The 22,953-nt window shown below is 42.1% G+C and carries 14 protein-coding genes, 6 tRNA genes and 3 rRNA genes; 22 read left to right on the top strand and 1 reads right to left on the bottom strand.

Annotation, left to right across the window (positions count from 1 at the left end):
* Positions 1-102 precede the first annotated feature (102 nt).
* The 17 genes from nadA (at position 103) to hisC (ending at position 15,265) form a co-directional block, all read left to right on the top strand.
* Positions 103-1,167 (top strand): quinolinate synthase NadA, encoded by a 1,065-nt coding sequence (gene nadA, locus ACRAD_RS12000; RefSeq protein WP_005021382.1) that lies wholly within the window; start codon positions 103-105, stop codon positions 1,165-1,167.
* Between the two features lie 153 nt (positions 1,168-1,320).
* Positions 1,321-1,397: transfer RNA gene (locus ACRAD_RS11995), tRNA-Pro, on the top strand.
* A gap of 45 nt (positions 1,398-1,442) precedes the next feature.
* Positions 1,443-1,519 (top strand) — tRNA-Arg (locus ACRAD_RS11990).
* A 36-nt stretch (positions 1,520-1,555) separates the two neighbouring features.
* A tRNA-His gene (locus tag ACRAD_RS11985) sits at positions 1,556-1,631 on the top strand.
* A 4-nt stretch (positions 1,632-1,635) separates the two neighbouring features.
* Positions 1,636-1,712 (top strand) — tRNA-Pro (locus tag ACRAD_RS11980).
* A gap of 995 nt (positions 1,713-2,707) precedes the next feature.
* A 16S ribosomal RNA gene (locus tag ACRAD_RS11975) occupies positions 2,708-4,244 on the top strand.
* 61 nt (positions 4,245-4,305) lie between these two features.
* Positions 4,306-4,382 (top strand) — tRNA-Ile (locus ACRAD_RS11970).
* Between the two features lie 55 nt (positions 4,383-4,437).
* Positions 4,438-4,513 (top strand) — tRNA-Ala (locus ACRAD_RS11965).
* 363 nt (positions 4,514-4,876) lie between these two features.
* Positions 4,877-7,766 (top strand): 23S ribosomal RNA (locus ACRAD_RS11960).
* A 190-nt stretch (positions 7,767-7,956) separates the two neighbouring features.
* Positions 7,957-8,071, top strand: a 5S ribosomal RNA gene (gene rrf, locus ACRAD_RS11955).
* The 16S, 23S and 5S rRNA genes sit together here with 2 tRNA genes alongside, the layout of an rRNA operon.
* A 254-nt stretch (positions 8,072-8,325) precedes the next feature.
* Positions 8,326-9,771 carry an RNA polymerase factor sigma-54 gene (locus ACRAD_RS11950; RefSeq protein WP_005027737.1) on the top strand — a complete coding sequence of 482 codons (1,446 nt, stop codon included), beginning with the start codon at positions 8,326-8,328 and terminating at the stop codon, positions 9,769-9,771.
* A gap of 169 nt (positions 9,772-9,940) precedes the next feature.
* The gene (hpf, locus tag ACRAD_RS11945) at positions 9,941-10,273 is read left to right on the top strand and encodes a ribosome hibernation-promoting factor, HPF/YfiA family (RefSeq protein WP_005018556.1); all 333 of its coding nucleotides are present in this window, start codon (positions 9,941-9,943) and stop codon (positions 10,271-10,273) included.
* 135 nt (positions 10,274-10,408) lie between these two features.
* Positions 10,409-10,660, top strand: a complete 252-nt coding sequence (gene ibaG / locus ACRAD_RS11940) for a BolA family iron metabolism protein IbaG (protein WP_005027733.1) — start codon at positions 10,409-10,411, stop codon at positions 10,658-10,660.
* 7 nt (positions 10,661-10,667) lie between these two features.
* Positions 10,668-11,927: a UDP-N-acetylglucosamine 1-carboxyvinyltransferase gene (murA, locus tag ACRAD_RS11935; RefSeq protein ID WP_005027731.1), complete on the top strand. Its 1,260-nt coding sequence runs from the start codon at positions 10,668-10,670 to the stop codon at positions 11,925-11,927.
* Complete coding sequence (hisG, locus tag ACRAD_RS11930; RefSeq protein WP_005018563.1) at positions 11,924-12,622, top strand: ATP phosphoribosyltransferase; 699 nt, start codon at positions 11,924-11,926, stop codon at positions 12,620-12,622. Before murA ends, hisG begins: the two co-directional genes overlap by 4 nt.
* A gap of 183 nt (positions 12,623-12,805) precedes the next feature.
* A complete protein-coding gene (gene hisD / locus ACRAD_RS11925) occupies positions 12,806-14,104 on the top strand; it encodes a histidinol dehydrogenase (protein WP_161794082.1) in 1,299 nt (432 codons plus the stop codon).
* 72 nt (positions 14,105-14,176) lie between these two features.
* Positions 14,177-15,265 carry a histidinol-phosphate transaminase gene (hisC, locus tag ACRAD_RS11920; protein WP_005027727.1) on the top strand — a complete coding sequence of 363 codons (1,089 nt, stop codon included), beginning with the start codon at positions 14,177-14,179 and terminating at the stop codon, positions 15,263-15,265.
* On the opposite strand, the gene ACRAD_RS11915 is transcribed toward hisC, so the two are convergent.
* Positions 15,266-16,624 (bottom strand): anthranilate synthase component I family protein, encoded by a 1,359-nt coding sequence (locus ACRAD_RS11915; protein ID WP_005027725.1) that lies wholly within the window; start codon positions 16,622-16,624, stop codon positions 15,266-15,268.
* Between the two features lie 261 nt (positions 16,625-16,885).
* Here ACRAD_RS11915 and filA point away from each other — a divergent pair, with 261 nt between their 5' ends.
* The 5 genes from filA (at position 16,886) to filE (ending at position 22,939) form a co-directional block, all read left to right on the top strand.
* Positions 16,886-17,851, top strand: a complete 966-nt coding sequence (filA, locus tag ACRAD_RS11910) for a putative pilus system protein FilA (RefSeq protein WP_005027722.1) — start codon at positions 16,886-16,888, stop codon at positions 17,849-17,851.
* Between the two features lie 193 nt (positions 17,852-18,044).
* Positions 18,045-18,878, top strand: coding sequence for a putative pilus system C39 family peptidase FilB (gene filB, locus ACRAD_RS11905; protein WP_005018574.1), 834 nt, complete (start codon positions 18,045-18,047; stop codon positions 18,876-18,878).
* Between the two features lie 49 nt (positions 18,879-18,927).
* A complete protein-coding gene (gene filC, locus ACRAD_RS11900; RefSeq protein WP_005027719.1) occupies positions 18,928-20,037 on the top strand; it encodes a putative pilus system protein FilC in 1,110 nt (369 codons plus the stop codon).
* A 12-nt stretch (positions 20,038-20,049) separates the two neighbouring features.
* On the top strand, positions 20,050-21,714 hold the full coding sequence (filD, locus tag ACRAD_RS11895; protein WP_005027718.1) for a putative pilus system OmpP1/FadL family transporter FilD: 1,665 nt from the start codon (positions 20,050-20,052) through the stop codon (positions 21,712-21,714).
* 13 nt (positions 21,715-21,727) lie between these two features.
* A complete protein-coding gene (gene filE, locus ACRAD_RS11890; protein ID WP_005027716.1) occupies positions 21,728-22,939 on the top strand; it encodes a putative pilus assembly protein FilE in 1,212 nt (403 codons plus the stop codon).
* Positions 22,940-22,953: the final 14 nt, after the last annotated feature.

The following is a 22,953-nucleotide window of genomic DNA, read 5'->3' as shown; positions in this document are numbered from 1 at the left end:
TTCTAAAATAAAGGTTTTTATCAACTGTATATTTAATATGGTTGAGATGATGGATCAAATGCCAGCGAAAAGGCTAGCAGCAAAAACAGAGAAGGCATGGTTATGACTGATGCGACATTAATTGCCAATGAAGCAAAAAATATTGTGCAGGCGCATTTGGACCGTTTAGGGGAACCCAAAAGTACTTCCCTGACTGAACAAGTGAAACAGGATAAATTTGAACAGATCAGGGCCGAACTGAACAAGCGTGATGCTGTACTGGTGGCACATTATTATTGCGATCCTGAAGTTCAGGAACTGGCTGAAATGACGGGCGGCTGCGTATCCGATTCACTGGAAATGGCACGTTTTGGTCGTGATCATGCTGCTTCTACCTTGGTAGTAGCCGGTGTAAAATTTATGGGTGAGACAGCTAAAATTCTGTCACCAGAAAAAACTGTGCTCATGCCTACACTGGAAGCTACCTGTTCACTGGATCTAGGTTGCCCTGAAGATGCGTTTACGCGGTTTTGCGATGAACACCCTGACCATACTGTTGTGGTATATGCCAATACTTCAGCTGCGGTCAAAGCACGTGCTGACTGGGTAGTGACTTCAAGCTGTGCAGTTGAAATTATTGAGCATCTAGATAGCTTGGGTGAGAAAATCATCTGGGCACCTGATCAGCATCTTGGTCGTTATATCCAGAAGAAAACCGGTGCAAATATGTTGCTCTGGGATGGGGCTTGTATTGTTCATGAAGAGTTTCGCGCACGTGGTATTGCCACCTTGAAAGCTCTCTATCCAGATGCAGCCGTTCTGGTGCATCCTGAATCCCCTGAATCGGTGATTGAGGTGGCTGATGCAGTAGGAAGTACATCACAATTGATTCAGGCAGCAAGGTCTTTGCCACATACCCATCTGATTGTGGCAACAGATCGTGGTATCTTCTATAAAATGCAACAGGTCGTGCCTGACAAGATCCTGCTTGAGGCACCAACAGCAGGTGAAGGGGCAACCTGCCGTTCATGTGCACATTGTCCTTGGATGGCTATGAATGAACTCGATGGAATTTTGCAGGTTTTACAAAAAGCTGACCAGAAAATAGAGGTTGACCTTGCACTTGCGCAGCGTGCAAAGTTGCCTTTAGACCGTATGTTAGCCTTTAGTGCCAGCTTAAAGCGTTGAAAATGATTAAAAAATGTCTAAAGTGCCTGATAAATATACATTTGAGGTGTTTTTTAATATTTTTTTAAATATAGGTGTTGACGTGACCATGCGTCACGCCTAGAATGCACACCGTACCGCACAAAGTGCGATACAATAAAAGCTGAGATGAATCGGAGTATGGCGCAGCCTGGTAGCGCATCTGGTTTGGGACCAGAGGGTCGTAGGTTCGAATCCTACTGCTCCGACCAATTTAAATCGGCGAAGTATCGCATGATATTTTTATCATCGGTCATGCGCCTGTAGCTCAGTTGGATAGAGCATCCGCCTTCTAAGCGGATGGTCACAGGTTCGAATCCTGTCAGGCGCGCCATTTGGTAGCTTGGTATTTAGAATCAAAGATGTTATGGTGGATGTAGCTCAGTTGGTAGAGCCCTGGATTGTGATTCCAGTTGTCGCGGGTTCGAATCCCGTCATTCACCCCATACTCGGAGTATGGCGCAGCCTGGTAGCGCATCTGGTTTGGGACCAGAGGGTCGTAGGTTCGAATCCTACTGCTCCGACCATTTAAAGAATCCGCGTCAAGCGGTTTTTTTATGCTTGAAATTTAGAAAAATAAATCATAATCTCTAATCTCTAATCTCTAATCTCTAATCTCTAATCTCTAATCTCTAATCTCTAATCTCTAATCTCTAATCTCTAATCTCTAATCTCTAATCTCTAATCTCTAATCTCTAATCTCTAATCTCTAATCTCTAATCTCTAATCTCTAATCTCTAATCTCTAATCTCTAATCTCTAATCTCTAATCTCTAATCTCTAATCTCTAATCTCTAATCTCTAATCTCTAATCTCTAATCTCTAATCTCTAATCTCTAATCTCTAATCTCTAATCTCTAATCTCTAATCTCTAATCTCTAATCTCTAATCTCTAATCTCTAATCTCTAATCTCTAATCTCTAATCTCTAATCTCTAATCTCTAATCTCTAATCTCTAATCTCTAATCTCTAATCTCTAATCTCTAATCTCTAATCTCTAATCTCTAATCTCTAATCTCTAATCTCTAATCTAAGAATTAATTATGAGTTCCTTAATAATGAGCCGTGTATACTTAAGAAATAAAAAAAAGCCGGGTATTTGCCGGATAAATAACCAGCCGATCACTTTTTTATAAAATACCCCTTGCGTTAGGAAATAAATGGCCTATAATGCACATCCATCGGCGGTGATGAAGATTAAAACTTCTGATAAAACAGCAACTTAGTTAAATATAGTTAAGTCGGGTTTTGTTAGATAAGTTTAAAATAATCTGAATTACCAGTTGACTTTCTGAAAAGAAAGCGTAATATAGCCGACCTAGCTTGCTGCTGACGAAGCAGTAAGAAGATCATTAAGAGAATATGAAGAACAACTTGTGTGGATTTTTACTGGTTGATCGATCGAAATAATTTTCATTGATTGAATGGTAGAAATTTCTCGAAGTTTATTTGAGTAAATTTTTAGTCAGAAGATTAATGAGCCAGAATTGGTACCTTGTCTATAAATAAGGTACAAATGATTTTAACTGAAGAGTTTGATCATGGCTCAGATTGAACGCTGGCGGCAGGCTTAACACATGCAAGTCGAGCGGATGAAGGTAGCTTGCTACTGGATTCAGCGGCGGACGGGTGAGTAATGCTTAGGAATCTGCCTATTAGTGGGGGACAACGTTCCGAAAGGAGCGCTAATACCGCATACGTCCTACGGGAGAAAGCAGGGGACCTTTGGGCCTTGCGCTAATAGATGAGCCTAAGTCGGATTAGCTAGTTGGTAGGGTAAAGGCCTACCAAGGCGACGATCTGTAGCGGGTCTGAGAGGATGATCCGCCACACTGGGACTGAGACACGGCCCAGACTCCTACGGGAGGCAGCAGTGGGGAATATTGGACAATGGGGGGAACCCTGATCCAGCCATGCCGCGTGTGTGAAGAAGGCCTTTTGGTTGTAAAGCACTTTAAGCGAGGAGGAGGCTACCTAGATTAATACTTTAGGATAGTGGACGTTACTCGCAGAATAAGCACCGGCTAACTCTGTGCCAGCAGCCGCGGTAATACAGAGGGTGCGAGCGTTAATCGGATTTACTGGGCGTAAAGCGTGCGTAGGCGGCCAATTAAGTCAAATGTGAAATCCCCGAGCTTAACTTGGGAATTGCATTCGATACTGGTTGGCTAGAGTATGGGAGAGGATGGTAGAATTCCAGGTGTAGCGGTGAAATGCGTAGAGATCTGGAGGAATACCGATGGCGAAGGCAGCCATCTGGCCTAATACTGACGCTGAGGTACGAAAGCATGGGGAGCAAACAGGATTAGATACCCTGGTAGTCCATGCCGTAAACGATGTCTACTAGCCGTTGGGGCCCTTGAGGCTTTAGTGGCGCAGCTAACGCGATAAGTAGACCGCCTGGGGAGTACGGTCGCAAGACTAAAACTCAAATGAATTGACGGGGGCCCGCACAAGCGGTGGAGCATGTGGTTTAATTCGATGCAACGCGAAGAACCTTACCTGGCCTTGACATACAGAGAACTTTCCAGAGATGGATTGGTGCCTTCGGGAACTCTGATACAGGTGCTGCATGGCTGTCGTCAGCTCGTGTCGTGAGATGTTGGGTTAAGTCCCGCAACGAGCGCAACCCTTTTCCTTATTTGCCAGCACTTCGGGTGGGAACTTTAAGGATACTGCCAGTGACAAACTGGAGGAAGGCGGGGACGACGTCAAGTCATCATGGCCCTTACGGCCAGGGCTACACACGTGCTACAATGGTCGGTACAAAGGGTTGCTACACAGCGATGTGATGCTAATCTCAAAAAGCCGATCGTAGTCCGGATTGGAGTCTGCAACTCGACTCCATGAAGTCGGAATCGCTAGTAATCGCGGATCAGAATGCCGCGGTGAATACGTTCCCGGGCCTTGTACACACCGCCCGTCACACCATGGGAGTTTGTTGCACCAGAAGTAGGTAGTCTAACCGCAAGGAGGACGCTTACCACGGTGTGGCCGATGACTGGGGTGAAGTCGTAACAAGGTAGCCGTAGGGGAACCTGCGGCTGGATCACCTCCTTAACGAAAGATTGACGATTGGTAAGAATCCACAACAAGTTGTTCTTCATGACGATGTATCTGAGGGTCTGTAGCTCAGTTGGTTAGAGCACACGCTTGATAAGCGTGGGGTCACAAGTTCAAGTCTTGTCAGACCCACCACTACTGACGAAAGCAGTAATGCAGAAAAACAGATATGTTGACTTATTGATAAGCTGGGGACTTAGCTTAGTTGGTAGAGCGCCTGCTTTGCACGCAGGAGGTCAGGAGTTCGACTCTCCTAGTCTCCACCACGAATCAAACATGATTTGATTCGAAGCTAGAGATTACAGAATTTAGTAAATGGAAGGTTCAAGAATCCTGGTTTATTAACTTCTGTGATTTATCACAGTTGACTGCAATCCGACGAGGATGCAGTGAATCATTAACAGATTGGCAAATTTGAGTCTGAAATAAATTGTTCAACTCATTCAATAGACGTTACAGGGCAACCTGTTGACTAACGTAGATTGAACTGAGAACTAGCAAATTAACTGAATCAAGCGTTTTGGTATATGAATTTAGATTGAAGCTGTACAGTGCTTAAATGCACAGTGCTCTAAACTGTAATGTTGAAGTTGCTCCTTGTAGGTAACGTCGACTGTTTGGGGTTGTATAGTCAAGTAATTAAGTGCATGTGGTGGATGCCTTGGCAGTCAGAGGCGATGAAAGACGTGATAGCCTGCGAAAAGCTTCGGGGAGGCGGCAAATATCCTGTGATCCGGAGATGTCTGAATGGGGAAACCCACTTACCATAAGGTAGGTATTGCATGATGAATACATAGTCATGCAAGGCGAACGAGGGGAAGTGAAACATCTCAGTACCCTCAGGAAAAGAAATCAATTGAGATTCCCTCAGTAGCGGCGAGCGAACGGGGATCAGCCCATTAAGTTATGTGTGTTTTAGCGGAATGCTCTGGGAAGTGCAACCGTAGAGGGTGATAGTCCCGTACACGAAAGGGCACACATAATGATGACGAGTAGGGCGAGGCACGTGAAACCTTGTCTGAATATGGGGGGACCATCCTCCAAGGCTAAATACTCCTGACTGACCGATAGTGAACCAGTACCGTGAGGGAAAGGCGAAAAGAACCCCTGTGAGGGGAGTGAAATAGATCCTGAAACCGCATGCATACAAGCAGTGGGAGCACCTTCGTGGTGTGACTGCGTACCTTTTGTATAATGGGTCAGCGACTTATATTCAGTGGCGAGGTTAACCGAATAGGGGAGCCGTAGAGAAATCGAGTCTTAATAGGGCGTCTAGTCGCTGGGTATAGACCCGAAACCGGGTGATCTATCCATGAGCAGGTTGAAGGTTGGGTAACACTAACTGGAGGACCGAACCCACCGTCGTTGAAAAGCCGGGGGATGACTTGTGGATAGGGGTGAAAGGCTAATCAAACTCGGTGATAGCTGGTTCTCCCCGAAAGCTATTTAGGTAGCGCCTCGGACGAATACCATTGGGGGTAGAGCACTGTTTCGGCTAGGGGGTCATCCCGACTTACCAAACCGATGCAAACTCCGAATACCAATGAGTACTATCCGGGAGACAGACTGCGGGTGCTAACGTCCGTAGTCAAGAGGAAAACAATCCAGACCGCCAGCTAAGGCCCCAAAATCATAGTTAAGTGGGAAACGATGTGGGAAGGCATAGACAGCTAGGAGGTTGGCTTAGAAGCAGCCACCCTTTAAAGAAAGCGTAATAGCTCACTAGTCGAGTCGGCCTGCGCGGAAGATGTAACGGGGCTAAAACTATGTGCCGAAGCTGCGGATGCACATTTATGTGCGTGGTAGGGGAGCGTTCTGTAAGCCGATGAAGGTGGATTGAGAAGTCTGCTGGAGGTATCAGAAGTGCGAATGCTGACGTGAGTAACGACAAAACGGGTGAAAAACCCGTTCGCCGAAAGACCAAGGGTTCCAGTCCAACGTTAATCGGGGCTGGGTGAGTCGACCCCTAAGGCGAGGCCGAAAGGCGTAGTCGATGGGAAATTGGTTAATATTCCAATACTTCTGTGTAATGCGATGAGAGGACGGAGAAGGTTAGGTCAGCCTGGCGTTGGTTGTCCAGGTGGAAGACAGTAGGCATGCATCTTAGGCAAATCCGGGGTGCTCTATGCTGAGAGTCGATAGCAAGCCAGTTTACTGGCGAAGTGGCCGATACCATACTTCCAAGAAAAGTCTCTAAGCTTCAGTTACACAGGAATCGTACCCGAAACCGACACAGGTGGTCAGGTCGAGTAGACCAAGGCGCTTGAGAGAACTCTGCTGAAGGAACTAGGCAAAATGGTACCGTAACTTCGGGAGAAGGTACGCTGCTGATGGTGATAGGACTTGCTCCTTGAGCTGTCGGCAGCCGCAGAAACCAGGCCGCTGCAACTGTTTATTAAAAACATAGCACTCTGCAAACACGAAAGTGGACGTATAGGGTGTGATGCCTGCCCGGTGCTGGAAGGTTAATTGATGGGGTTAGCGTAAGCGAAGCTCTTGATCGAAGCCCCAGTAAACGGCGGCCGTAACTATAACGGTCCTAAGGTAGCGAAATTCCTTGTCGGGTAAGTTCCGACCTGCACGAATGGCATAATGATGGCGGCGCTGTCTCCAGCAGAGGCTCAGTGAAATCGAAATCGCTGTGAAGATGCAGTGTACCCGCGGCTAGACGGAAAGACCCCGTGAACCTTTACTGCAGCTTGACACTGAACTTTGACCTTACTTGTGTAGGATAGGTGGGAGGCTTTGAAGTAGGGACGCCAGTTCCTATGGAGCCATCCTTGAAATACCACCCTGGTAATGTTGAGGTTCTAACTCTGACCCATAATCTGGGTCGAGGACCGTGTCTGGTGGGTAGTTTGACTGGGGCGGTCTCCTCCTAAAGAGTAACGGAGGAGTACGAAGGTGCGCTCAGCGTGGTCGGAAATCACGCGTAGAGTATAAAGGCAAAAGCGCGCTTAACTGCGAGACCCACAAGTCGAGCAGGTACGAAAGTAGGTCTTAGTGATCCGGTGGTTCTGTATGGAAGGGCCATCGCTCAACGGATAAAAGGTACTCTGGGGATAACAGGCTGATACCGCCCAAGAGTTCATATCGACGGCGGTGTTTGGCACCTCGATGTCGGCTCATCTCATCCTGGGGCTGAAGCAGGTCCCAAGGGTATGGCTGTTCGCCATTTAAAGAGGTACGCGAGCTGGGTTTAGAACGTCGTGAGACAGTTCGGTCCCTATCTACCGTGGGCGCTGGAAATTTGAGAGGATCTGCTCCTAGTACGAGAGGACCAGAGTGGACGAACCTCTGGTGTACCGGTTGTGACGCCAGTCGCATCGCCGGGTAGCTATGTTCGGAAGGGATAACCGCTGAAAGCATCTAAGCGGGAAGCCTACCTCAAGATAAGATTTCCCCGTGACTTTATGTCACCTAAAGAGCCGTTCAAGACCAGGACGTTGATAGGTTGGATGTGGAAGCATAGTGATATGTGAAGCTGACCAATACTAATTGCTCGTGAGGCTTGACTATACAACACCCAAACAGTTGTATACAAAGCATCAATCGATTCATAAATATGCAATATCCCTTGATTCAGCCTAATGCTGGAACATACAATTCAGACCCAGATCTGCCCTCTGTTAATAACTCATTTGGACCAAAGTACGGCACATACTGCACCGCAGTTAAATCAGACCCGAACAAGTCCATCAACAGTTGTGCTGGCGACCATAGCAAGAGTGAACCACCTGATCCCTTCCCGAACTCAGAAGTGAAACCTCTTAGCGCTGATGGTAGTGTGGGGTTACCCATGTGAGAGTAAGTCATCGCCAGCTCATTATTCTAAAAAGCCCCCTCATGTGAGGGGGCTTTTTTTATGCTTTGATTTTGAAATAGAAGGGGAGTTAACCATAGCAATACTGGCAATGGCTGATAGTCCGGTTTAAGCGGCTTAGAAGTTTAAAATTTTTTAATTAGCTAGCTATCTTAAAAAATAAATTGTATGTTTTATAATAAGAATATGCTATAAAAATTAAAAGAGGCATAAAAATTGCATTAATTTTATATGATAAAGTAAGGGTGGGATATTATGAAGTTGTCGGTTGGGCTTAAAGTTGCAAATAGTTTATCCCTTACCCCCCAATTACAACAAGCCATCCGTTTACTTCAGTTATCTAATTTGGAACTCGAACAAGAAATCCAGCTTCAGTTAGAAAGTAATCCTTTACTTGAACAAATAGATGATGAAAATTCAATTTCTACCCTATCAAATTCTAATAATACAGATATTCATGAGCTTGATCAGAGTCTAAATGCAGACCATTTACCTGAAGAGCTACCAGTAGATACTCATTGGGATGAAGTTTATATTCATCAGTCTACCGCACTTGAGACTCCTGAGTTTCAGGAACAAGAGGACAATAATCATAAATCTTTAAATTTAAAACAGCATTTACTTGAGCAAATTAACCTTTTACATTTTTCCCAGATTGATCAGTTAATTGCCTATTGTTTAGTTGATTCTTTAGACCAACGGGGCTTTCTTGAAGCTGAAATTGAAGAAATTACTGCTTCTGTTCAAAATTTACTTGCAGAAATGGGTCATGAAGAAGAAGTAGAGGATGATGAGGTTTATGTGGTACTCAAGCATATTCAGCAGCTTGATCCTTTAGGTGCAGGTTCACGTAATCTGGCAGAATGTCTTAGGATTCAGCTTGAAGCTTTACCCTCTGTGCCAGTTATTCAGGATGCTTTGATATTGCTGGAGCATTATCATTTACTGATTGCTAATGATCTTGGCAAGCTATTAAAACAGACAGGGTTGAATACTGAACGTTTAAAGTCAGCAATTAATATGCTTAAAACTTTAAAAGCTTATCCCGGTATAGAATTTGAGGATGAATCATCTAATTATCAGATTCCTGATGTAATTGTATCTAAGAAGGACCAGATTTGGCATGTTCAGCTAAATACCGATATTTTACCTAAACTGCGTATTAATTCTTTTTATGCTGGTATGATTCGGCGCGCTGATCAAAGTACCGATAATAATTATTTAAAAGATCAGTTATATGAGGCAAAAAATTTTATTAAAAGTATTGATGAGCGGCATAAAACTTTATTAAAAGTAGCCAGCTGTATTGTTGAACATCAGCGGACTTTTTTTGAAATTGGGGCAGAGGGCATGAAACCCCTCATTTTGAGAGAGGTCGCTGAAGAAGTACAGCTGCATGAGTCAACTGTATCCCGGGTCACAAGTAACAAATATATGCTGACTCCACGTGGCCTGTTTGAGCTTAAGTATTTCTTTTCAAGTCACGTAGGCACCACCTCAGGGGGCGAGGCTTCTTCAACTGCAATTCGTGCCATGATTAAAAAACTAGTCTCAAATGAGAATCCCCGTAAACCCTTGTCTGATAATTCCATTACGAATTTACTTAAAGAAGAAGGGATTGATGTAGCACGTAGGACAGTAGCAAAATATCGTGAATCTTTAAATATTCCGTCGTCTTCTGACCGAAAGGTCTTGATCTAGTTTTTAGTCGAGCTATTCTAATAGTTCATTATGACAGCATAGTGAAACTTTCATTTTGATTTAAAGGAGTACAGGAATGGTTTGATATAATTTAACAGAATTCTATTTTCTGTCATTAGACTATCCCTGTTCTGACTTTAAAGCCTGAAACGAGGTGAGGAATAGAATTATGCAAATTACCATTCGTGGCCACCATTTAACGATTACCCCTGCAATAGAACAGGATATCCGTTTCAAGTTTAATCAGCTGACTCAGCATCTTGACCAGGTAAATAGTATGCAGGTCAAGCTTAGTAAAGATCATGAAGTTACCAAGCGTTCAAAAAAAGGTAGTGCTAACCATAAGGCTGAAGCGATTATCCGTTTACCTGGAATTGAGCTATTTGCACAGGCTTGTGCAGATGATATGTATACTTCTATTAAAAAATTATCAGAAAAAATAAAAAGACAGCTTTATAAACATAGAAAGTTGCAGTGTAGTTATCAACCTTTAGCAATTTAACGAAACAGTTTAAAAAAGAGGTTTAATACCTCTTTTTTTTCATGTGTAAATTTTACAGGCCAACTGCATTATTCCTTTAGAGTTATAGTAATATATCTGGTTTTTACACCGTCAGTCTTACAAGAGGTTTTTACAATGAATAGTGAACAGCTCACTGAGATTCTACAAGCTGCTTTTCCAGAGGCAGAAGTTGCTGTGAGCGGACAGGCGGGAAAATTTGATCTTCGTATTGTTGATGATCAGTTTGAAGGTAAACGTACAATTGCTCGTCAGCAGGCAGTATATGCTCCTCTAAATTCCTATATCGCGAGCGGAGAAGTGCACGCGGTCACTATTCGCGCAATGACCAAAGAAGAGTGGCACAAAGCAAGCCTGTTTGGAGCTTAAGACTTAAATGGATAAATTTGTAATTAATGGCGGTATCAAGCTCCAGGGTGAAGTACGTATTTCGGGTGCAAAGAATGCAGCTTTACCTTTACTTGCCGCCACTATTCTTGCCGAAACACCTATTACACTGACCAATGTTCCTAACTTAAAAGATGTAAATACGCTGGTAGAACTGATTGCCGGACTAGGAATTAGCATCAGCTACAGTAGTGATACAGTCAAGGCAGATACCTCTACCTTAAATAATCAGTTTGCACCTTATGAGCTGGTTAAAACGATGCGCGCCTCTATTTTAGTGCTTGGGCCATTGGTAGCCCGTTATGGCAGTGCTCAGGTTTCCCTGCCGGGTGGCTGTGCAATCGGATCGCGTCCGGTTGACCTGCATCTCAAGGCACTCGAAGCATTGGGCGCACATATTGAAGTTGAAAATGGCTATGTTAATGCCAAAGTAGATGGCCGTTTAAAAGGTGCAGATATTACCTTTGATATGGTCACAGTGGGCGGTACAGAAAATATTTTAATGGCAGCAGTACTGGCAGAAGGTGTGACTACACTGCGTAATGCTGCTTGTGAGCCAGAAATTACAGATTTGGCTAATATGCTCATTAAAATGGGAGCCAAGATTGAAGGTGTAGATACAGATACGCTGGTGATTACAGGCGTAGAATCTTTGCAAGGCTGTGAATATGCTGTAGTAGCTGACCGTATTGAAACCGGTTCATATCTGGCTGCTGCCGCGATTACTGGTGGTAAGGTTAAGACGACCCATACAGACCCGACATTACTTGAGGCAGTGCTAGATAAGTTCGAGGAAATGGGTGCAGAAGTTACACGCGGAGATGACTGGATCGAACTGGATATGCAGGATAAACGTCCTAAAGCAGTAAGTTTCCGTACATTACCTCATCCCGACTTCCCGACAGATATGCAAGCACAGCTTATGGCTGTTAATGCGATTGGACATGGTTTTGCAACTATTAGTGAAACAATTTTTGAAAATCGTTTTATGCATGTGCCTGAGCTTTCACGCATGGGAGCCAATATACAGGTGGAAGGTAACGATGCCGTCGTGACAGGAGTTGAAAAATTATCAGCAGCTCCGGTCATGGCTACAGATCTGAGAGCTTCATTCTCTCTGGTACTGGCCGCGCTGGCAGCTGAAGGGGAGTCCATCGTTGACCGTATTTATCATATTGACCGGGGCTATGAGAATGTTGAGGCTAAACTTCAGAGTTTAGGTGCCCAGATTAAGCGAGTAAGTGCATGAGTGAAGTAAGAAACGATGATCCAAATTTTGATGTAATGGGTAATTTTGATCATGGTTTAACCTTGGCTTTGAGTAAGGGACGTATTTTAAAAGAAACATTACCTTTACTTGAAACAGCAGGTATTAATCTGCTGGAAGATCCGGAAAAGTCTCGCAAGCTAATTTTTCCAACTACCCATAAGCAGGTACGTATTCTAATTTTACGTGCTTCAGATGTACCTACCTATGTTGAAAATGGTGCAGCAGATCTGGGCGTTGCTGGTAAAGATGTGTTGATGGAACATGGGGCTCAGCATGTTTATGAGCCACTTGATCTAAAAATTGCTAACTGCAAGTTAATGACAGCAGGCAAAGTCGGTATGAAACGTCCACAAGGACGTTTAAAAATTGCCACTAAATATGTCAACCTGACTCGCCAGTACTATGCAAGTCTGGGGGAACAGGTAGATGTAATTAAACTTTATGGTTCAATGGAGCTTGCTCCCTTGGTCGGCTTGGGGGACTATATTGTTGATGTCGTAGATACCGGCAATACCTTGCGGGCTAATGGTTTGGAGCCACTCGAAGAAATCTGTAAAGTGTCTTCACGTCTCATTGTTAATAAAGCTAGCTTTAAACGTAAGCAGGCATTGCTCAATCCAATTATTGCGCAGCTGGAAAAAGCAGTAGAAGCACGCCAGCAAATGAGCCCATAAAGTATTTGTTATCTAAGACCGTCCTCAAGGACGGTTTTTTTATACCTTAATTGGTTTTACCGCAGATTTGAAACTTCATCAATCTTAGCAAAAGTTATTTTCAATAAAAGTCCTTGAATACAAGAGCGATTCCTACCCACAAGTTCGTAGAAAACAGGTAAACTAAAGTTTTACATAGACCTTGTGGGTAAATTGATGCGACGTTTATCGACTCAAGATCAAAACTTCAAGCAAGCTTTTGCAGACTTGTTAGCTTTTGAGACAGTTAGTGACCCTGAACTTTTAAAAACTGTAGACCAGATCATTGCTGATGTGCGTCAACATGGTGATGCTCACGTTCTTAAACTCACTCAACAGTTCGATCGACATCCAGCGCATCAGTTTTCTGAACTTGAACTGACTCAAGCACAGTTAAAAACAGCATTTGAAAATTTAGAGCCGCAGGTACGTGATGCTTTAGAGATGGCAGCGGATCGGATACGTGCTTTTCATCAGGCACAGAAACAGGATGGCTGGTCTTATATAGATGAATTGGGCAATACCTTAGGCCAGAAAGTGACTCCATTAGATCGGGTCGGTATTTATGTTCCGGGTGGCTTGGCCTCTTATCCTTCCTCTGTTCTGATGAATGCGATCCCTGCACATGTAGCAGGAGTATCCGAAATAATCATGGTAGTACCGGCACCAGATGGTGAATTAAATCCTCTGGTACTTGCTGCTGCATTCCTTGCCGGGGTAAGCCGGGTATTTACTATTGGCGGAGCACAGGCAGTAGCTGCACTTGCTTATGGTACAGAAACTGTTCCGCGTGTTGACAAGATTACCGGACCGGGTAACCGTTTTGTTGCAGCAGCCAAGCGTGCCGTATTTGGGCAAGTGGGTATTGATATGATTGCAGGTCCTTCAGAGATTCTGGTTTATGCTGAGGGACTAAATAATGCTGATTGGCTAGCCATGGATGTGCTGTCTCAGGCAGAACATGATACTGTGGCTCAAGCTATTTTTATTACGCCAGATGAGCAGCTATTACAGGCTGTGGAAGAGGCGATTGAAAAACATTTAAGTCAGCTACCCAAAGCCGAGATTGCCCGTACTTCAATTGCCAATCGTGGTGCTTTAGTTCTGGTAAATAGCCGTAAAGAGGCAATAGAGCTGATTAATCAAGTTGCTCCAGAGCATTTAGAATTATGTCTTGATGAAGCTAAAGAGATGGCTACCTTGATTCGTCATGCAGGAGCTATTTTTATGGGCCGTTATACACCAGAGGCAATTGGTGATTATTGTGCAGGTCCGAACCATGTCTTGCCGACATCAGGCACAGCACGTTTTTCTTCTCCGCTTGGTGTATATGATTTTCAGAAGCGGACCAGTCTCATTATGTGTTCTGAACAGGGCGTACAACCACTGGCACGCACTGCGGATATCCTGGCACAGCAAGAAAATCTGGATGCTCATGCTCGCTCAGCCCGCTATCGCTATTGAGAGGCTTTTATAAAGAATTCAGGGGCTGTCAGGAACAGCCCTTTTTGGAAAATGAATTTGAGAATCTTAAACATGGAACTAACTACCGAACAAATGCGTTTTTGGAGTCCTGAAGTACGTAAACTTGAACCGTATATTCCTGGTGAACAGCCTAAACTTCAAAATCTGTTAAAATTAAATACTAACGAAAATCCTTATCCGCCATCACCTTATGTTGTTGATGCAATACAGGCTGTGCTGGCTAATCAGGCTGATGTATTACGTCTTTATCCGGACCCCGATGCAACTGCATTAAAAGAAGCAATTGCCCAGCAGCAGGGTATTACAGCCAGTCAGGTATTTGTAGGCAACGGGTCTGATGAGGTACTTGCACATATTTTCAAAGCATTTTTTATTCAAGAGCATCCAATTTTATATCCAGATATAACCTACAGCTTTTATCCGGTATATAGCCAGTTTTTTGGAGTTAAAACTAAAATACTGCCACTAAACGCTGACTTCGAAATTGACATTGCTGATTATAGGCAACCCAATGGCGGTATTATTATTACTAATCCAAATGCGCCAACCAGCATTGCATTAGATCTGCTGTCAATTGAAGAAATTCTTCAGAATAATCCTGACTCTGTAGTGGTTATAGATGAAGCCTACGTAGATTTTGGTGCAGAATCTGCAGTAAGTTTGGTAAGTAAGTATGAGAATCTGGTGGTATGCCAGACGACCTCCAAATCACGTTCACTCGCAGGTTTACGCGTTGGTTTTGCAATTGCCCAGCCACATTTAATTGCTGCACTTGAGACTGTTAAAAACAGTTTTAATTCCTATCCAATGGACCGTTTAGCTATTGCTGCTGCGGTAGCTTCATTTCAGGATCAAGACTATTTTCAGGCTATGTGCCAGAAAGTAATTGATAGCCGTGAGCAGCTTGTAAATGGGCTAGAAGCTTTAGATTTCAAGGTATTACCTTCTAAAGCTAATTTTATTTTTGTTTCTTTAGCTCATAAAAATGCTGCTGACTTGGCTGCCGAGCTGCGTCAACATGGCATTATTGTACGTTATTTTAACAAACCCCGTATTAATCAGTATTTACGTATTACTGTCGGTACGGATGAACAAAGTCAAAGACTTATTGATACATTGAGAAATCAGATTCTAGTCTGATTATGATTCACCTGTTCTCTGCCATGTATTGAGTAAGTCCAGCATGGCAGATATTTTATCGAAACATTCCTGATATTCTGCCTCCTGTTCTGAAGCAATAGTAATACCGCCGCCTGCCCAGATAGAAATATCATGATCATATTTTTGGATGGTCCGGATCAGGATATTCCAGCAGCCTGTTCCATCAAAATTAAAATAACCTAATGAACCGCAATAAGCACCCCGAGCAGCTTCTTCAAGTTCTGCAATAATTTCCATGGCACGTATTTTAGGCGCACCCGTAATTGAGCCGCCCGGCAAAGCAGATAACAAGACCTGAAACGGTGAAATATTTTTGTTTAATATAGCTTGTACTTCACTGACCATATGATGGACTTGATTAAAACTTTCAATTTCAAATAATTTTAGTGTTTTAACTGAACCCTTTTGGGCATAGAGACTGAAGTCATTACGCAGTAAATCAACGATCATAACATTCTCTGCCTGATCTTTTTTGGAGTTAATTAAAGTGTTTTTTGCTTTCTGGTCAAGTATCGGATCTGCATAACGCGGCATGGTCCCTTTAATCGGGCGTGTTATAATTTGCTGTTGTTCTTTAAAATCAATAAAAAGCTCAGGAGAGCAACTTAAGATTTCAAGATTATCTATTTTTAGGTAGCCCGCATAAGGCGCATTTGTCATAGCCCAAAATTTCGCTGCACAGTCTAGTAAATGACCATTACCTTGAGCTTTAAACTCTTGAGTTAAATTAATTTGGTAACAGTCACCTGCTGTAATATATTCCTGCACTTGCTTAAAGGCTGAAATATATTGCTGTTTAGTCCAGCGTGGCTGACAGGTCTGAACCAGCTGAAACACCTGAGTATCTGAATCATGATCTAAATGAAGAGCATCATAAATATTTTGATAAATGATTAATGCATCTTGACCTTCACTATAAAATATCCACTCTTCTGCTTCATACTTTAAATAATGATGATATTTGCCTAAATATAAACTTGGCTGTTTTTTATATTCTATATGAATTTTAAGATGTTGTTGGGCAGCAAAATCGTAGCTAATAAATCCAATATATCCACCGTTAAATCCTGCTTGAGAAGAACCCTTAAATTCAGGATCTAAACAAATAAAATCAAGTAAATCTATTTTATGATGAGTAATTGAATAAGAATAATCAGTATTTTTTTTATAAGCTGAAAATAAGCCGGACTGGTATTTAATATATTGATCTGGCAGAAATGCAATAATAGGCCGATGATTATCTTCTAAATAAACTAAACCAAAAAAATCCCTCAATTTATTTAAAATAGAAGCAGGATCATTATGATAAAAATCAAGCTTTTTTCTCAGCTTTGGCATAGTCTATAAGTGCATCTGATAAAACAGTGGCACATATTACTACATAATTAACTATGACCTAAATCCAGATACCGTTTATCGGTTTTGCTTTGATTATGATGGGCAGCAGTTGATCAATTAATCCTCTCAGGCTAACTTAAGCTTGCTAATCTAAAGTAGCTACTCAAGGACAGGATGTTTCTACTGCAGAAAATAAAAAAACAGTAGAAATTAAGAGTAGCTAGACAATCAAAAAAATAAAAACTCTTAGGAGAGTATGGAATGAAAATGTTTACTAAAATTGCTTTAGTTTCTTCTATGGCAATTAGTGCAAATGCAATGGCAATGCAAGCGATGGATGATGCTTCATTAAGTGCAACCACTGGCCAAGATGGTATTAATATCGGGATCGGTATTTCAAAGGTTGAAATTGAAAAATTATTTATTCATGATAATGATGGCCTAACAGGTGGAAGCACTGCTGGAAAGGCTGGTGCCATCGTAATTAAGGGTAACGGTAAAACAGGCGATATTAACGAAAAGCTGGGTGTAGTAGTCAAAGCCAATTATGATGATGCAGGCAAATATCTGCTAACAACTCGTAATCTTGCTGACCTGCGTATTGACTCTGATGCAGGCGACAAAGCAGCTGGTGGTGCATTTATTAATATTGCTGCTGATGTATCGGGTCTAGATATCAATATTGGCGAGATTGGGGTAACCGGTTCTAATGCTGTAGCAGATCCTGCAACTGCAACGAGTATTCGTCGTGGGGGGGATGATACAAACTATAATGCTATTCTCTCTGGCCTTTCATTAAAAACAGGTCCAATGTCAGCAAATATTCAATTAGGTGCAGCTCCACAGGGCGCCATGATTAAGCTAGATGCAAAAATGCTGGGCGGTCTTGAGATCAAGAACCTGGGTATTCTAGATAACTCAACTAAAACAGCTACACGTGCTGCTGGTGAAATTTTTGTCGATAGTATTAAAGTAGCTGATGCTAATGCTCGTGATCTATCAATTGATCAAAAAATTAGTGTGATCGGTAAAGAAGGTACTAATAATGGCTATATTCGTATGGTAAGTAACTCAGGTCCAATTGATAACTATGTTAAGGGTGTTCATTTAGGTAGCCGCGATGCTGCTTCAATTGGGGATGTAGAAATTCAGGGACTACAAACTTATTACAGTCCTGCAATGGGTCAATACAACCAAGGTTCTGTGATTACCATTTCTGGTCGATAATAAATTTCTATTTAAAAGCGCGTGACTTCACGCGCTTTTTTTTACAATAAAATATAATTTTTTTCAAAAATCCTAAAAAAAGCTGTTATTTTTAAAAAAAAAAGGTATCTTGAGTGGTACAAGGAAGTAGAGTTTATACTCTAGAAAAATAACGAATATCAGTATAATTACTGAAAACTAAAAAGTTAAAGATATGTTAGAGATCGCTTTAGGCTCGGCATTAATGTATTACTTTGCCACGGAAGCCTTTGAAATAAAAAAGAAACCGGAAGAAGCAGTTTATTATACAGAAACTTTAGATTCTCGAAATAACTCTTTTGTCCGAATGCATAGAGAACCTGTACTTATTAAACCCGCATTAGAAGACCAGTTCCGAGGTATTGTCCGTCAGGCTTACGATTATAGTTGTGGTTCAGCCGCACTTACTACACTTTTAAATGGGTATGTTGGCACTGATTTATCAGAACAGCAGACCATGAATGGACTTTTAAAGTTTGGTGAAACAGAACGTATTATTGAGCGACGCAGTTTTTCCCTGTTGGACATGAAGCGTTTTGTAGAAGCTTTAGGTTTAGAAAGTGGAGGGTATAAAGGAGAATTTTCAGATTTGGTCAAGCAGGGTCAGCCTGCAATTGTACCAATCAGTTACGCCGGTTTTAAGCATTTTGTGGTTTATAAAGCCTATAAGAATGGGCGCGTTTACGTCGCTGACCCAGCTTTGGGGAATATAAGTTTTGACGAGCAGCGTTTTAAGGAAATTTGGGAAAATAATACACTGTTCTTGATTAACGTAGCGCCTGAACAAAGAAAAAACCTGTTGGCTTTGCAAGATGCTGATATGCGTCATGTAGAAGATGCCACAGTAAACCGTTATGCCTTTGTGGATATTCAATATCCGCAATTCTATATGGAAAAAATTGCCGATAAAGCCTCAACTATACGTCTAGATCGAAATTTGAATAAGGAATCAGAAAGTTATGGGCAACCTACTTATAACTATCTGAGGCTCTATTACAAAAATAAATAGCAGCACAGAAATTTTTTGAAATTAAAAAAATAAAAAGGTGGGATGGAAAATGGACCGTAAGTGGATGAATAGAACAGTCTTGGCTTTAAGTATTCAGATGTTATTCGGGGTGGCTTATGCGGCTGAACAGCCGGGAGCGCTAGAGAAGGAAAAAACAGCAAATCGGCAGGATATTGAAGCCGTATCTCCTGAACAGCCTATTACATCAGAAACAGTGTCAGAGCAGCAAGACGCTTCAATGGCTCTGCAACAGCAGGTAGGTGATGCGACTAAAGAAACCAATTTACAGGAAGTGTTTACATCCAATGAGCGTCAGTATTCTTTAATCAAAAAGGGTGATATCTCTGCATATTATGATGTCGACTATACTTATTACAGAGATACACAACTAGATCTAGAAATGGCTCAAGGGCAGCTATACCAATTACGGGTGCAGGAAAATGCCAGTCATACCCTAACCAATACCTTTACTGCTCAATATGGCGTGCTGGATAATTTAACGTTCACTGCTTCATTACCTTTGGTTGCAAAAACAGATCTGCTCAAAGATGCTTCTACTGCGGGTCTGGGGGATATTTCAGTAGGGGCGCGTTGGGAGCCTTTTCCCCTAAAAGCTGGACGCTTACCGCTGATCTTATTTGGTAATCTTTCCAGTAAAACTGGCGATAGTCCTTATGAGATTAATCCAACAACAGATCTTTCTACCGGTAAAGGATATTATTCGGCAGGTATAGGGGCGAGTACCCGTAAATATATTGATCCTGTTGTACTCTTCGCCTCAGTATCAGCCAACTACGGTTTTAAAGAAACTGGACTGAATCAGCGCCGTGGGTCACGAATCATTGATGAGTTTAATCCAGGTATAAGTGGTGGATTCGCTTTTGGTTTTGCCTATTCATTTAACTATGACGTTTCGATGACCATGTCTTATCAGCAAAGTTTCAATACTGATGCTGAATTCACATATACAAGTGGAGAAAGTTATTCGGTTGCAGATCAAACCAGTTCAACCTTTGCAATATCTCTAGGCGTACGGGTATCACCAGAGACTATTGTAAACGGTACACTGGGTATAGGACTGACAGAAGATGCACCTGATGTGTCTTTGGGTCTTTCTTTCCCACTAGATATTTTAGGTTTTGGTAAAAAATTACGCTAAGAGGCTGGTCGTATGAAAATTAATCGACTTCGCCCGCTAGTGTCTGCAATTTTATTATCGGGCTGTTCCAGTGTTGCATTTGCTCAATTAGGGCAAAATTTATCTGTTGATATTCGGTCATTAACTATGGGAAATGCTGTAACAGCAGACCCTCCCGGGATTAGTGCAATCCATTTTAACCCGGCGGCATTGACCAAAATTGAGGGCTTACAGACCGACCTGCAAGGAATTGTGGCGAATTTTGATATCAAACGTGAGTTTACCGTACCTGCTGGCTACAATGTATTTGGTTATTCTGATGACCCATTAGTATGTAATGACGGGCCAGAAGTTGATTCGGACTTGTGTACTGATTTTAAAGGTCCGGTCAGGGGTGATGTAGAGTACGTCAGCCTGTATGTTCCGATTTTAAAAAAAATGGTCGATTTGGGCGAAGGAATGCCAATGGTCGCACCAACAGCGGGGGTTGCATATAATCCGCCTGGATCTAAAACTACATTTGCTACCGCTATGTATGCACCTCTGGTAGCCGGTTTCGGTGCCGAAAATGGTAATCCTGGTAATTTTATGGGGCAACAGGTTGCCTTGGAGAGGATTACCTATCTATCGCCATCTTTTGCTTATGAAGTGAATGATGAATTATCAATTGGCGCATCTATTGGCATGTCTTATCAAGCCATTGGTCTGAAAACAGATTTACGTTTTCCCAATGAGTTGATTGGAATGTTACGTATGATTGATGAGGTGGTCTGTACACCTTTCAAGGAAAATCAGGACATTATTACTGATATCTTACTATTAGGTATTTGTAATGCTGAAGAAGGTATGAATCCTTTTAGCCGTTTTGGACAGATGCAGGTCGCTTTAGAACAATCTCTTAGTCCAAGTTATAACTTGGGTGTACTGTGGGAGCCAACGGATGACTTTAGCTTAGGCATGGTGTATCAAAGTTCTGCAAAAATGCGGTTAAAAGGTAAATACCATATTGATAATGCCAAAGCTCCACAAGAACTCATCAATGGTCTCATGTCCTCACCGACTGGGCAGATTCTGGCTGCTATTTTAGGCTTTCCCCGTTCTATTCCAGGAAGTGAGTCAGGGCTGGTGGCTATGGATTTTGAATATCCGGCACATTTTCAAGCAGGAATAAAATATAAAATTTTACCTGATTTACAGCTTAACTTCGACGTAGGCTGGACAGACTATAGGGCTTGGGACAAATTTAAATTTGAGTTTGACCGGGAAATTTCTGCGCTAAAAATTGCAAAACTTTTATCTGAGAATATTGGGGATGCCAATCTGGCCTTACCTCTAGAATTTACTTCGCCATGGAATTTTGGAATTGGCCTCGAATATTCAGCTACAGACCGTTTAAAGCTACGGGCAGGCTATGAACCACGGACCAGCGCTATTCCTGACCATAAACGTAATACCATGGTTCCAATCAATAACGCACAACTATTTGGTCTTGGATTAGGCTATCGTTTTGATGCAGACACAGATCTGGATTTATCAATTGGTTTCTTACAAAGCCGCGATAAAATTCCAGCAGGTGCCAGTAATCTAGGGAATTTGCCTGGGGTAAATAATATCTTGCTGAACCCGTTTGCGGGTTTAAATATGAAAACGGATACTAAAATTACAATCTTGGGTCTAAGTTATAGAACAAAGTGGTAGGCTTTGAAAAAAAATGAAAAGGGACATCGTCATTAAAATGATATTCGCATTAGGTTTAATGCCAGTATCGTTTGTATCAGCTGGAGAGTTTCATACTATTATTGGTCCTGATGGGCGGCCTATGGTAGTACAACGCCCAGATAAAAGACCTGAAAAGCTGGTTCAGCCTGAGGCTGAAACTACCAATTTTACTCATAAACTAAAAACATCTAGGGATGACAAAAGTCAGAGAGATGTTGTAATTATATCATCAAAAAATGTTCCATCTTCTTCAAATGGGATGGAGAAGAAAACAGCTCAAGATATAATTAATGCAGATAATCAGCCATTAATTTTCGCCCCTAAAGAAATACAGCCTGTTACATCGATAGTTAAACCAGTAGAAAAGTTGCCAGAACATAGTTCTTCTATAAAGCAGCCGAAACGAGTTGTGACGCCACAAAAAAACATTATTATTCCAGAGACGCAAGCAACCCATCAAAAAGAGCAAAAAACTAATACAACAACCCTCACCGCACAGCAACAGGCTTTAACAGTAATTGACGGTGAACAATATATTAAAAGTGAATATCTGGAAGATAAAGAATTTAATATAGATGGAAAAAAACGTTTCTATACTATGCCAGAAGGGATTATTGATACACGTAATGGCTCCACGCGTTTACAGGTTATTGAAAGGGAAAAAGGGGTAGGCAAGTCCACTTTAGATCATCTGTTCAAAAAGGGTCCGATACAGGCAAATCAGGTAATTGTTTTAGCTCCTACTTACTATCGTATATCTCAGGCCGAAGCAGTAGAAAGTTTAGGACAACAGTGTTTTGAAAATAAAAAGATTAAAAAAGCTAAAAGGATGAATGCAGAGCAAGAAATTAATATCTGGCCGCGCGCTCCTTTAAAGGATCAGTTCGATTTTGAAGTGGTTGAACTATCTGACCAGATACAACATGTCCAGATTAACTCATATGCCTCCCAGCAAAACAGACCGACTTTTTATTGGCCTTTAGCCATATTTCTGGATGCAGAGGGTTGTGTGATTGAGGGGGCTGGAGGCTTTAAAAACCGTGATACTGATGCCTCAATGATTCATTTTAAAAAACTTGAAGGTGTGATCCGTATACCAGTCCATACTCAGTACTTACTAATGACTCCCTTACTTTCAGCCCCGGATACGCCGAATTATGTACTGAGTAATCAGGGACAGTTAAAACTAATTGCACTACGTTAAACCGAAAAAAAAGA

It is taken from the genome of Acinetobacter radioresistens DSM 6976 = NBRC 102413 = CIP 103788 (assembly GCF_006757745.1).
GTDB classification, from domain to species: Bacteria; Pseudomonadota; Gammaproteobacteria; order Pseudomonadales; family Moraxellaceae; genus Acinetobacter; species Acinetobacter radioresistens.
Note: the sequence above shows the minus strand (reverse complement) of the source record. Positions and strands in the feature narration are given on the sequence as shown.

What these genes read in the sequence shown, in the direction of transcription:
- ibaG (WP_005027733.1), top strand. Translation starts at nt 10,409, where the DNA reads ATGAATAGTGAACAGCTCACTGAGATTCTACAAGCTGCTTTTCCAGAG.
- hisG (WP_005018563.1), top strand. Translation starts at nt 11,924, where the DNA reads ATGAGTGAAGTAAGAAACGATGATCCAAATTTTGATGTAATGGGTAAT.
- ACRAD_RS11915 (WP_005027725.1), bottom strand. Translation starts at nt 16,624, where the DNA reads ATGCCAAAGCTGAGAAAAAAGCTTGATTTTTATCATAATGATCCTGCT.
- filE (WP_005027716.1), top strand. Translation starts at nt 21,728, where the DNA reads ATGAAAAGGGACATCGTCATTAAAATGATATTCGCATTAGGTTTAATG.
- murA (WP_005027731.1), top strand. Translation starts at nt 10,668, where the DNA reads ATGGATAAATTTGTAATTAATGGCGGTATCAAGCTCCAGGGTGAAGTA.
- filB (WP_005018574.1), top strand. Translation starts at nt 18,045, where the DNA reads ATGTTAGAGATCGCTTTAGGCTCGGCATTAATGTATTACTTTGCCACG.
- filD (WP_005027718.1), top strand. Translation starts at nt 20,050, where the DNA reads ATGAAAATTAATCGACTTCGCCCGCTAGTGTCTGCAATTTTATTATCG.
- nadA (WP_005021382.1), top strand. Translation starts at nt 103, where the DNA reads ATGACTGATGCGACATTAATTGCCAATGAAGCAAAAAATATTGTGCAG.
- hpf (WP_005018556.1), top strand. Translation starts at nt 9,941, where the DNA reads ATGCAAATTACCATTCGTGGCCACCATTTAACGATTACCCCTGCAATA.
- hisC (WP_005027727.1), top strand. Translation starts at nt 14,177, where the DNA reads ATGGAACTAACTACCGAACAAATGCGTTTTTGGAGTCCTGAAGTACGT.
- filA (WP_005027722.1), top strand. Translation starts at nt 16,886, where the DNA reads ATGAAAATGTTTACTAAAATTGCTTTAGTTTCTTCTATGGCAATTAGT.
- ACRAD_RS11950 (WP_005027737.1), top strand. Translation starts at nt 8,326, where the DNA reads ATGAAGTTGTCGGTTGGGCTTAAAGTTGCAAATAGTTTATCCCTTACC.
- filC (WP_005027719.1), top strand. Translation starts at nt 18,928, where the DNA reads ATGGACCGTAAGTGGATGAATAGAACAGTCTTGGCTTTAAGTATTCAG.